Annotated in this window: 9 protein-coding genes and 1 pseudogene; 7 read left to right on the forward strand and 3 right to left on the reverse strand. The window is 53.3% G+C overall.

Annotated features, from left to right (window positions below; genetic code table 11):
* Positions 1-1,044: 1,044 nt before the first annotated feature.
* Entirely contained in the window at positions 1,045-1,782 is a 738-nt protein-coding gene (locus tag AB9F27_RS02415) for a hypothetical protein (RefSeq protein ID WP_335586744.1), read from the forward strand.
* Here AB9F27_RS02415 and AB9F27_RS02420 read toward each other — a convergent pair.
* Positions 1,775-1,887 (reverse strand): annotated as a pseudogene (locus AB9F27_RS02420) (integrase); the annotation flags it as partial. The gene AB9F27_RS02415 and the pseudogene AB9F27_RS02420 sit on opposite strands and share 8 nt — an antisense overlap.
* 483 nt (positions 1,888-2,370) lie before the next feature.
* Between AB9F27_RS02420 and AB9F27_RS02425 the strand changes: the two are divergent.
* A complete protein-coding gene (locus AB9F27_RS02425; RefSeq protein WP_335586735.1) occupies positions 2,371-3,645 on the forward strand; it encodes a hypothetical protein in 1,275 nt (424 codons plus the stop codon).
* A gap of 542 nt (positions 3,646-4,187) precedes the next feature.
* Here AB9F27_RS02425 and AB9F27_RS02430 read toward each other — a convergent pair.
* Both AB9F27_RS02430 and AB9F27_RS02435 read right to left on the reverse strand, forming a co-directional pair.
* Complete coding sequence (locus tag AB9F27_RS02430; protein ID WP_335586734.1) at positions 4,188-4,799, reverse strand: hypothetical protein; 612 nt, start codon at positions 4,797-4,799, stop codon at positions 4,188-4,190.
* 544 nt (positions 4,800-5,343) lie between these two features.
* Positions 5,344-5,562 (reverse strand): TIR domain-containing protein, encoded by a 219-nt coding sequence (locus AB9F27_RS02435; RefSeq protein ID WP_335586733.1) that lies wholly within the window; start codon positions 5,560-5,562, stop codon positions 5,344-5,346.
* A 94-nt stretch (positions 5,563-5,656) separates the two neighbouring features.
* Between AB9F27_RS02435 and AB9F27_RS02440 the strand changes: the two genes are divergently transcribed.
* The 5 genes from AB9F27_RS02440 to AB9F27_RS02460 all read left to right on the forward strand — a co-directional run.
* Entirely contained in the window at positions 5,657-6,070 is a 414-nt protein-coding gene (locus AB9F27_RS02440; protein ID WP_335586732.1) for a hypothetical protein, read from the forward strand.
* A gap of 9 nt (positions 6,071-6,079) precedes the next feature.
* Positions 6,080-6,922 (forward strand): hypothetical protein, encoded by an 843-nt coding sequence (locus AB9F27_RS02445; protein ID WP_335586730.1) that lies wholly within the window; start codon positions 6,080-6,082, stop codon positions 6,920-6,922.
* A gap of 81 nt (positions 6,923-7,003) precedes the next feature.
* Positions 7,004-7,297 carry a hypothetical protein gene (locus AB9F27_RS02450; protein WP_335586729.1) on the forward strand — a complete coding sequence of 98 codons (294 nt, stop codon included), beginning with the start codon at positions 7,004-7,006 and terminating at the stop codon, positions 7,295-7,297.
* A gap of 32 nt (positions 7,298-7,329) precedes the next feature.
* Complete coding sequence (locus AB9F27_RS02455) at positions 7,330-8,061, forward strand: lysozyme (RefSeq protein WP_369757506.1); 732 nt, start codon at positions 7,330-7,332, stop codon at positions 8,059-8,061.
* A gap of 334 nt (positions 8,062-8,395) precedes the next feature.
* Positions 8,396-11,942: beta strand repeat-containing protein (locus AB9F27_RS02460; RefSeq protein WP_369757507.1), on the forward strand; the 3,547-nt coding region annotated here is incomplete at its 3' end.

An 11,942-nucleotide genomic window follows, 5' to 3' on the forward strand; every position in this document is an offset into this window, starting at 1 on the left:
ACTTGGGCGGAAGGCGGACATTAGCTGCAACCTACGTCAAGTCCTGCTGTGCGGACTAAACACCAATGACTTGACGGTCGAAATCTCTTTGGAATGGCGCCATCGCTGATCAAAATACTAATAGTAAATATCGCGAAAATGAGGCCGAGCCCAAGCGTCCAAATATCAAATAACAGCATTGGCCATCTCTTCATATGCGGCAGGGTCAATTGATGTATTGTCCAAGGCAGAAAAGCTGAAGAAAATGGCATAAGTTGAATACGGCATTCATACAATTTAACGGAATGCCAAACTAATCACCACTTCCGATTTGAGCTCAGAGCCGCCTAGGAACACAGGAATTGTTGTGATGATGAGGTTGGGAAAACTTAGGGGTACCCCGTCGGCATCATTGTGGTCGTAAGTGTACCGAACCTGTGTTGCGGTTCGTTGAGATGGTCAGATCACTGGTCTTGTAAATTTTTTGAACTGTTTGGGGAGGGCGAGCAGCCTTGTGCTTGTCCCATCGCGCGGTTGGAACGCCTTCGGGGTATTGGCCCCTCGGCATGATAATCGGCACTATAGGTGAGGTGTTGACGATGGTTCAGAAGGATCGCGCCCAAGCCAACCCGAAAGAACTCAACAAGACCAGACAGGAGCGGAGGAACAGAACAAATACGAACAGCACTTGTCAGATTTCTTCTAATAAAATCAAAATAGAGCGGAGGAGAGGCAACGTTTTGCCAATTATTTCATTGAGTTGCGAAAAATTTCGTAAATTGATCGTTGATATATTTGACGGATTATTTTTCTATACCGCTTGAATGCCAGACTTTTCCAGCGACGTAAAAACAAGAATCGAGCTGGCATTTTCCTCGCATTAGCGTCAAAGGCGGATTATGGACCTTCGCTATAAACTGCAAGACTACCGCAGGTCCGAACGGAATTAAGCTAACAAAAATCGATGCGGAACCATCCTTATTGAGACTAAATCGATTGTGGGTATTTTTAGGGCCGGTTATTTGATATTTACGATTTTTGCGAATAAATTTGTTGGGGGACATTATGTTGAGGATACTTTGGTCGCGTGGAGTTTGGGCAAGACTCTCCCTGACCGTGATCGCCGTGGCTGTGCTGAGCGCTTGCGTTCCAAACGCGGCCGAAGCTCCCGCCAAAGAAGCACCTCTAGATAATTCCGACCTTTATCCAGATACCCGTTTTGCGAAGAGTATAGTTTTGCGAATGGAACCCTACTTTCCCTTTGGCATTCAAAAGACCTGCGGGGACGAATATCCCAGACTGAGGTTGGCGAATGTTCAGGAGAGTCCCGAGCAAGGAAATATTTCTCTTTGGGAAACTAATTCTAAAACAGTAAACACAGATCGTTATGTGCTTTGGCATGCGCCAAGCGCGTGTGGTTTTCTTGTTGAAACCCCCGCCGACGACGATGAAGGACCGTTTTCTACCGGAGGATACATACTCCTACACGATATGGGTGGCGGAATTACCCACGCTGGCTCAGCCACAATTTCCGTCGAGGGAATGGCTTTTTCAAGGCCAACATATTTCGGTATAACTCCCCGCGATAATGCGAACATTCAAGCGGCCCAAAGTGAAAAATTTCTGGAGTGCCGAGCGCAAACAGATGGGTCTCGAAGTGAGTGCGAAGACCTAACCCGAAAGTGGGCGCGGACGAACACCGCTGTCCTCAGCATCGCTTTCGATCGCTCAGAGAAAAAAGACAGCGTAGTCCTTTTCATGATCGATGATCGCCTGTGGTGGGCAGGTCGTGAAATCAAATAGTGCTGCCCATTTTGGTTTGTCTAGCAAGAGCTGAACGGCGCGCCGGATGCCCGTTTTCTTGTAAATCTGGGTGACTTTTGTTCGCCGCATGGAATGCGTGCCGTAATCCACCATAATTGATCCTCTGCATCTGCGCGTGCGCGCCGTTTTAAATCGTTCCGCTCCTTGCAGAGATCTTCGACCGTGACGCTGCTGAAGTCTTTTCCTTGCGTTTTGTTTTCGCAATAACGAATGGCGGCAAAGTATCGATCTACAGCCTTGTCGTTGTGCCTATTTGCGTAGACCTGCCAGTTGTAAATAATTCTGTCATTCGCAAACCAAGGGCTGGCGCGTTGGTGTCCTCTTTGATCCAAATGCCGCCGGAGACTCTGCTGTTCGCTTCGCCTAAGCCGTTCAAATAAGGTGTCTAGAAATCACAGAGTATTCATCACCTTGACACAACAGAACCAAACAGTATGAATATTTACATATTGACATGTCAGCGACCCATTTCCCGCCCGAAAATGCAGAACTCCTTCAGTTTTAGGCTGCAAAATTCTTAAAAAATGGAGCGTCTAATCTTTAGAATTAAAACGTTTAGGAGGAAATATGGCATTGATTATGTCGCACGCCGATTGGATGAAGAATACATATTCGTTAACGAGTCCACGGAGTGCTGCGCTCAAAGCGATTGATCAAGCATTGATGGTTCGAAATGAATCTCAGGCAAAATTTGCGCTGGTTAGCTGGATAAATGCGCAGAACTCAAAGAAACAGAATTGGCACAAAAGCGTCAGGAATTCTAAAGGCGCGGTGGCGGACCTCTACAAGCAGCTTAACGTTTTAGGTTCTGAGGTAAGTTTTGATAGTTTGGGGGATGAGTGGGAAGACTTTTTCGCCAAGAACGAGATCCGCAAGCTCCAAAACGCGGCCAAGGCGAAGATGTTCGATGGGAAGAAGCTGGAACTGAAACACAGCGTTTTTGGCGTGGCCCGAGCCAAAAAAGATGATTTCTGGTCGAAAACGGAGGCGGTTGCTAAGTCTTCAGCTGGTGTTAGCTATAAGGCAGCCAAAGCGACTAAAAAGTTTGGAAGCCTTGCAAGTAAGATCGAGGACACGATCGAGTTGATAACCACAGGTATTTCCGACGGCCCCAAAAAAGAGATCATCGGAGCCGTGTTCGGTTCAAGTGCCCAAGAATTCGCGATCAGTGCGGCGCCACTTTTTGGCCTGGTTACATCCGGTGGAAAAGCTGTACTTGGTTGGAATGACGTTATTAAAACCATCGATAGCGCGGAAAAAATGATGAAGATTCGCCCCTCTATCCGCATGGGGGACCCCTCCGAAGCTCTGACGGCAATCAGTCAAATTTTGGACCGACAAATCAGTTACAAAGCAAGAAAAGCCGGCATCCACTCCGGCGCATTCGCTGCGAAAGGTCTTGGCCTCCTAATCGATGGTGGCGCTGCCACAAACACGGTGGCCGGGGCATGCGAAACCGTCGCTGTTTTGTTAAACCAGCTGGCCGATTTTGTTGCTGACGTCCGAGAAATGGAGGCGGCCAACGAGCTTATCGCTGCCAAGGAATTCGACCTAAAGCTCTTTGAGACCTGCCCAATCTTGGGCTGTTATTATGTCTCGATTCAGGACCATTCGAGCATCATGGATTTCAACTTTGAGAACATGGGCAAGCAGAACTGGCAGCAAGAGGCGCTGCGCCTGAAATATGCAATTGATCCAGTGATTAAAAAATCGCAACAGTTGATCGAAAAATCAAGAATTGAAATTCCTGGCATGGCCTCGGCCAAGGGCGTTTACCAAAGCTCTAGGATGCAAAGATTTAACGTGTGGACCATGTCTAAAGGTTTGGGGCGCGCTTGGTAAACATCTGCCTCAAAAGGGGAAGTTCATCGCGGATTGGGCCGTACGTGAAAACCGTGTGGAAAAGCACGATTTTTGCAAGTTGAGCGCCTAGGAACTATAAAAGGTAGGTGGCGGCGTAGAACAAGGCGCCGCCTCTTGCCGATAGCTTAACGATGTGTAGAGCGAGGAGCCCGAGCTCTTTGTTTTTACCCGCTCGGATATGCTCAAAAATACAGTGTGCGATGTCTCTTAAAGTCATCCCCCAGCACCCTATAGATCGCGTGCGACATGCAGTAGATGCTATTTTACACAGACGACCTTGGACAGAAGTTCAGCGAAAAAGGATCGACGGGATCGGGCGCCAGTTTGAAATGGCAACTGTCGTGGACCGCTAGGCCTTTGATGCTAAACCCTTCGCCTCGCGGGTAAAAAGGGCGGAATGGAGACCTTCGCTCCACTAGCGCCGCAGCCAATTCAGTAGTGAAAAGCGGGCATTATTGGACCCTAGTTTTTAGAGCCTCAATCATTAACGCCGTCGTTCCCCCAAAAACGGTCTTCCTGCACTAAAGGTTGCTCGTCAGGAGTGCTATCCTTTCCCGCGTAGAAATATCAAGATGGCGGTGGAGCAATGCAACGTAGTCCAAACCCGTAAAAAGATCCTTGCTGACGTTGCTCAGTTGATCGGCTAACAGTTTTGCAGCGCCGCCCGTTGAAATCACTGGTACTAGAGACGCTCTTGGCTGGAGTTCTTTGAATAGGTCAAATTCTTCTAGGATGCCGCCCATCCCACCAAGGAATACAGCGTCGCTAAATTCATGCTCTGAGAACATCCGACGGCGCATTCCTAACAGGCTTGCCCCCAAGTTGCGGTCGACCCCGTCCGTGTAAACAACGATTTTGAATAGTTCGTTTTCCTCAAGGTATTCATCGTTGAAAAAGCCCAATTGGTCCCGCATGACCCACTTTCCGTAATCGACATCCGGGCTTTTTGCCACTTCTAATACCATGGGTGTAATAGCGGGATGGCCGCTCCCAACAAACGGTCTCCTTCCAAGCGTCACGTGGACAAGCGCAGAGATGGCGGCATTAATGGCCACTGTGTCTGCGGTGGCTGCATGCTCTGGGCCACGTTTTGGATCAGGCACCCCTGCGGAAAGGAAAATTGAAGCAGACAAGATTACGCCTCCCGACCCGACAGTGACCAAGCCGCCTCTGACGCCTTAATCGAGTGAACGGCTGCAATGTGATCATCTAACCATTGAAAATGGGCACCCCAAGTTTCGCGAATACCGATGTGATCGTAAACCAGAACTGGGGCTCCAGCCTGATCAGATCGTAGCGCCTTTTCGGCAAGATTGGTCATCCTAATTGGTTTGTACTCAGGTCAAATATCCCTCAGCACGTGATTGTCTTTCGCTTCTGCGCACCCGTTTTCTTGACGGGTCCACTTGCTGTCAAAATATGTTGGCGTGTCTAAATTGACCATAACGTCAGAAGCGCAAAGACGATGCCATAACACGTCCTGAAATGGTTCACGCTTCAAAATGTCCAACTCGTGTACTCGGGGTAGATGGCCTTTTTCTCTATCTCAGGCGCTGCAATTATATATTTCGGGTCCGCCGAAGGTCGCTGCACAACGAGTAAACCTGACTTTTTATTCACAGATCCGTCGAACATACTGGAGTAAGTCTCCCAATCCACGTGCCTGCGTCCCCAAGTTTACATGCCAACCAAAACGATCGTGACCTTGGAAACTCTAAGGGCGTTGTCTGGAATGACTTTTCGAATAGTTTCGGTAGGCCGCGAGTCATCGACATCTTTACTGTTCACGGACAAATCTACCAACAAATTTCCTTGTTCGTTCCATTTCTGAAGTTCGTCTTTTGCCCATTGATCGTTGGCAGGATGATAGTTGATGAAAACTCTGTGCCTAGCCATAATCACTGATCCCCAAAAATGTTTGTAAAAAGAAAATGAAGATAACATTTCATCGAGGAATGCGATCACCACCGCCAAGATCGGCAATCTCGCCGTGGATACGCTGCAAATCGCGGGATCGGCGGTCACGACGACGGCGAGATCCTATAGTTCTGGGGAGGTCGCGATCGCCAGCAGCTACAGCACTGTGGCCACCAAAACCATCACCCGTGTTGCGGGCTACACATCCATCCTTGAATTCAACTGCTCAATTACGAGTGTGGTTGGGCCGACGGCAAGGATTGCAACCTTCAAGATCAAGCGCGATGGCGTGGAAATCCGCACAGGGGTTTCTGTGACCATTCCGCCAACGGGCACCGGAACGAACACGCTCCAAAGCGCGACGGTGCATGTGGTTCATGAGGATGGAAATACATCGGGCGGCTCAACCACCTACACCGTTGAGGGCTACGGTCCCTACATAGCCGCAAAACAGCGATATCTCGCAATCACACAGACAAAAAAGTGAGGACTTCCGATGGATAACATTCGGTACACAATTTACGACATCGCGGCGGGCCGAAGTCTGGAAGTTGGGGAAACACAGGCCGACGCGATCTCGGCTATGATGGCCAACTTGCCGACAAATCACGCGATGATCCCCTTGGAATATGGCGACGAGGAATGGTATTTTGTCAACGGCAAGCCGGTGCCGCGTCCGGCACCTCCGGACCTCGCGATCCGCTGGTTTGGCGTGATTTTGCCCGATGTCGACGCGCTCAATCCATTGGAGCTGGAGATCAAATCGACCTATGTGAACGGGCGTTTTAACGTCACAGCCCCTCGGGTCGTCTTTGCCCAGCCTGGGGTTTATGAGGTGACGCTCAAACAGGCGTGGCCCTTGCGATCGGTGACGGTAACGCTTGAAGTGACGGCGGTGCCGGAAGGGATTTCTCTGCCTGAAGGCTTTGTGATTGCGCCGGATATCAATGACTTCCGTGCCACTTTTATCACGGCGCTTTATGGGGAAAGCGAAGCGGTCGCGCGGGCGGTTCTGGGCAATCCGGATGATACAACCCGCCAAAGATGGCTGTTGAAACGGGCGATCTATGACCGCGCGCTTGCCGGCACGCTGAGCGCCTCCGATCAAGTGGCCTTGGAGCAGGCGGTGAAATATTCCGGCACCTCCACGGCGGACGAGTTGGCGCTGATTGGCCAAAAAGTCGCCTTTGAAAACTGGGTGGTGATGCGCTCCGAGGGCATCCGGCAGGAAGCCGAGCGGCGGATGCTGGCGGCGACCACATGCGATGACGTTCTGCAGGCCGTCGACTGGGCCTATGCCGAGAGCGCGACGGCCGTCGCCGAGGCGCAAACGCTCTAGGCGTGCCTGGGGCCAGTCCCCCAAACCAATCCTGACACCAACCTTGGCGCTAGAGCGCGCCCGAACACACGGAGTGCCGATGTGACTGATGACCTATGCGACCAGCGGGGCCAAAGCCCGACTAAAACCTACTTGGCGCAATTTACGGAACTGGAGCGTCTTGCGTTGCATTCTCTGGCGGAAATTTTCCAAGACAAGCCCGCGCGCGATGATCTTCGGCGTTTGGTGCAAGAGGGCACGACGCTCAAAGAGATCATTCTCGCCTATCGCACCCAGCGGCGCATGATGTCGTCGCTCAAAGCGGTGGCCTCGCTGATTGCGGTGGTTGGCGCGGCCTATGCAGCGCTCAAGACGCTTGGCGTATTCCCCAAATAATCCAATTGAAACAACAGAAACGAGGCAAGAATATGAGATTGATTCCAGAATGGAAGCAGGTTTTGACCGGCGCGTGGTCAGCGATCTTGGCCATCATTGGCGCTTTGGCGATGGCGGCGGGCGCGGCGTGGGAGTATTTTGCGCCGGAGGATCTCGGGCTGGAAAGCTGGCAATATTTGATGATCGCGGCGTTGCTGTCGGCGGGGGTCTCAGGCGCGCGGGTAACGCAGCAGGAGGCGCTGGCCCAAAAGGTGGCGGAGTATCTGCGCGCCAGCGGCGGAGCGATCCAGAAAAAAGGCGTGGGCATCCTTGCGGCCAGTGCGGTGGCTTTGGCGAGCGCGGTTGGTTTTGTCGGCGGTTGGGAAGGTAAAGAAAACCAAGCCTATTGGGACAACATCGGCAAAGTCTGGACGGTGTGTCACGGTGAAACGCGTGGTGTGGGGCAGGGCGATTACTACACCGATGCGCAATGCGCGGAGATGCTGGCCGAGGGGCTCCTTGAGTTTGAGCGCCAGCTTGATCGATGTTTGGCATCGCCGGTGGAAATCCCCGTCAACACAAAGATCGCGATGATGGCCTGGTCTTGGAATGTGGGCGTCGGTGCGGCCTGTCGCTCCACATTGGTGCGTAAAGTGAACGCGGGCGATCTGCTGGGGGCCTGCCATGAATTGCCGCGCTGGAATAGGGCTGGTGGCAAGGTGATCCGTGGTTTGAGCAACCGACGCGGGGCCGAGCGCAAGCTTTGCCTCTCTGGGCTAGGGTGATGCGTCTTCCAAATCCGTGGCTCATTCTTGGCGGCGCTTGGTGGTTCTGCACCGAACATCACCATACCCTGTTCCCTAAATTGGCCACGAGGTGGTTGGCCTTTTTTACTTTTTGAGAAACTGATTGAAAAGATTAACAAATAGTTTACGCACCTAGCATGGGACATCGCTTGACGCGGCGAAAAAATATTTGAAATCGGCGTTTTAGGCAGCAGGCATGGACACCCCTCAACACGAATGCATCGCGTGCATTTGGTGCGGCCCGTCCTGATTGCGCCGTCGATTTCCCCCACATTTCTTTTCACAAGTTCAAACAAGCGAGTACCCTATTCTTATGTCCATTCATTCAGAAACACAGGTCAACACCGAAACAACGAACGCTCAGTTAAAGCAACAAATCACCGCCCTAAGTGATGGCGGCTGGGTGATCACATGGCAGTCCAATACTCAGGATGGCGACATTTACGGCATCTTTTCGCAGGCCTATAACGCCGATGGTACCGCACAAGGCGTTGAAACACAGGTCAACTCGTATATAGCAGGCCAACAGCTCAGCCCAGAGATCGCCGCACTGAGCGATGGCGGATGGGTGATTACGTGGACCTCCACTGGCCAAGATGGCGGCAGCTTTGGTGTCTTTTTACAGGCCTTTAATGCCGATGGGACCACGCAAGGCAGCGAAACACGGGTCAATACCTACACGCCAAGCTCCCAGTACAACCAACAGATCACGGCCCTGAGCGATGGCGGCTGGGTGATCACATGGGAGTCCATTGGTCAGGATGGCGCCGGTAGCGGCATCTACGCACAGGCCTATAACGCCGACGGCACGACGCAGGGTGGCGAGACACAGGTCAACACCTACACGACACTGAGCCAGACCGAACCACAGATCGCCGCACTGAGTGATGGTGGCTGGGTGATTACATGGGAGTCCAATGGCCAGGATGGCGAGTTTAACGGCATCTATGCGCAGACCTATAATGCCAATGGCACGCCCCAAGGCGGCGAGGTACATGTCAGCACCCACACAGTAGGCGATCAGAATATACCCCAAGTCACCGCACTGAGTGATGGTGGATGGGTGATCACATGGATGTCCGATGATCAGGACGGCGACAGACGCGGCGCCTATGCGCAGGCCTATAATGCCGATGGCACGCCCCGAGGCGGCGAGGTACAGGTCAACACCGAAACAACAGGAGCGCAACAGTTCCCAACTATCACCGCGCTGAGCGATGGCGGTTGGGTTGTCACATGGGAGTCGCCGGATGGCGACATTTACGGCATATATTCACAGGCCTATAACGCTGATGGCTCGCCTCAAGGGATCGAGACTCAGGTCAATACCTCCACAGCTGGTAACCAGTACCGCCCCCAGACCGCCGCGCTGAATGATGGCGGATGGGTCGCCATGTGGGGTTCAGTTGGGCAAGATGGCAGCGGTGACGGCGTCTATGCACAGGCCTATAATGCAGACGGCACGCCGCGAGGCGTGGAGACACAGGTTAATGCCTTCACACTCGGCGATCAGAACTCTCCCCAGATCACCGCGCTGAGCGATGGCGGTTGGGTGATCACATGGACGTCCAATGACCAGGATGGCGACTCTTACGGTGTCTATTCACAGGCTTACAACGCTGACGGCAGCGTGAACTGGGGTCTGCCCTCAGACGTGACAGCGTTTGAAGCGGCGGCGTCCAATCTGGATCTCTCTGCGGTACACTTCGGCGATGCAGGTGCGGACGCGACTTTTGCTCTGACGCTCACGGCGGACAGCGGTACGCTGGAAGCGACCTCTAGCGGCACAGTCACCGTGACGGGCAGCGGCACTGGTGCGTTGATCCTGACGGGCCTTCCGGCGGATATCGATTCCTTCCTGAACACCCCCACGGCGATTCAGTATACGGGTGCTGCGGACGTCACCGGAAACAATGCGGCGTCGATCACTTTGACCGCCAACGACGGTGGAACGGTTGAAGCCCTTGGGACGGTCAACGTGGATATCACGCCCGTGTTGGAAACGCAGGTCAATACCAATACCAACAACCAACAAGTCAATCAGCAGATCACCGCTTTGAGCGATGGGGGATGGGTGATCACATGGCAGTCCCTTGACCAAGATGGCGACATTTACGGCATCTATGCACAGGCCTATAACGCCGATGGCACGACGCAGGGCGGCGAGACGCTGGTCAATACCTTTACTGCCGGCAACCAGAACATCCCCCTGATCACCGCACTCTACGGTGGCAGCTGGGTGATTACATGGCGGGATTCTGGGCAAGATGGCAGCAGTGACGGCGTCTATGCTCAGGCTTATAACGCGTATGGTCAAGCGTTTGGCGGCGAAACACGGGTCAACACCGAGACGGCAGGCGCTCAGTCTTACCAGCAGGTCGCCGCCTTAAGCGATGGTGGATGGGTCATCACATGGGATAGCCCTCAGGATGGCGGTGGTTATGGCGTCTATGCACAGGCCTATAACTACGATGGCACGCCTCAAGGCACCGAAACACAAGTCAACACCGAGACGTCATTAGACCAATTCAACGCTCAAATCGCCAGTCTGAGCGATGGGGGATGGGTGATCTCTTGGCAATCCATTGGTCAGGATGGCGACAGCTACGGCATCTATGCACAGGCCTATAACGCCGATGGCTCCCCGCTTGGCGGCGAGACGCAGGTTAATACTTACACAGCTGGCAACCAAACCGTCCAACAGATCGCCGCGCTGAGCGATGGCGGATGGGTGATTTCATGGAGGTCCGATGGTCAGGATGGCGACGGCTCCGGCATCTATGCACAGGCCTTTGACGCGGATGGAACGGCCCAAGGCGGCGAGACGCAGGTCAACAGCTATACAACAAGCGAACAATTCGCGCCCCAGATCGCCGCGCTAGAGGATGGCGGTTGGGTGATCACATGGACCTCCACGGGGCAGGATGGCGACTTAAACGGCGTCTATTCACAGGCTTATAACGCCGATGGCTCCCCGCTTGGCGGCGAGACGCTGGTCAACACCCACACCACCGACCAACAAGTTTCCCCCCAGATAACCGCACTAGAGGGTGGCGGCTGGGTGATCACTTGGCTGTCCAATGGTCAGGATGGCAGCAGTTATGGCGTCTATGCGCAGGCCTATTATGCCGATGGCAGCACGCAAGGCGAGGAGACGCAGGTCAACACCTATACTGAAGGCAATCAATACCTCCCACAGATCGCCGCACTAGAGGGTGGCGGGTTTGCGATCACATGGATCTCCACGGGGCAGGATGGGAGCGACGTCGGCGTCTTTGCCCGCAGTTTTCAGCCGGTCTTGAGTGAGGATGTCGCGGTTACACTCACAGGAGCGCAGATCGCAGGTCACACGCTTACGGCAGAGCTCACAGGCATCGACACAGACGATCCGCGCTTTACCATTAGCTATGCTTGGACAGTGGATGGAGTGATTGTCGAGACCACCTCCGACAATACCTTCGCTTTGACCTCCGCGCATGTTGGGTGGGAAGTTGGCGTCACGGTTGTCGTCAATGACGCGCTGTTTGAAACTGCAACGGCACAGGTTTCGTTGGATACGTGGGCGATTGACGATGGCAATCACGACCTGACTGGGACTGTTCTGCTTGTCAGTGACAACGCCGATCCGGCGGTATTTGCGCTGGGGGATACGGTGACTGCAGATGTAAGCGGCTTGGCCGATGGCGACGGGTTGGGCACGCTGCGCTATCAATGGTTGCGCTCGGGCGAGAAGTTTGAAGGGGCGCAAGAGGCCACTTATACGCTCACGGATGAGGACGAAGGCCATGTGCTGACGGTTCTCGTTTACTTTAATGACGGCGGGGGGTTCCACGAGGCAGTGACCAGTGTTGCGGTCCAAG

Origin of the sequence: Falsihalocynthiibacter sp. CO-5D18, from assembly GCF_041205445.1 — a bacterium.
Classification (GTDB): domain Bacteria; phylum Pseudomonadota; class Alphaproteobacteria; order Rhodobacterales; family Rhodobacteraceae; genus Falsihalocynthiibacter; species Falsihalocynthiibacter arcticus.

Excerpts from the sequence above, each read along its gene's own strand:
- AB9F27_RS02415 (WP_335586744.1), top strand. The coding sequence starts at position 1,045 with ATGTTGAGGATACTTTGGTCGCGTGGAGTTTGGGCAAGACTCTCCCTG.
- AB9F27_RS02425 (WP_335586735.1), top strand. The coding sequence starts at position 2,371 with ATGGCATTGATTATGTCGCACGCCGATTGGATGAAGAATACATATTCG.
- AB9F27_RS02435 (WP_335586733.1), bottom strand. The coding sequence starts at position 5,562 with ATGGCTAGGCACAGAGTTTTCATCAACTATCATCCTGCCAACGATCAA.
- AB9F27_RS02445 (WP_335586730.1), top strand. The coding sequence starts at position 6,080 with ATGGATAACATTCGGTACACAATTTACGACATCGCGGCGGGCCGAAGT.
- AB9F27_RS02455 (WP_369757506.1), top strand. The coding sequence starts at position 7,330 with ATGAGATTGATTCCAGAATGGAAGCAGGTTTTGACCGGCGCGTGGTCA.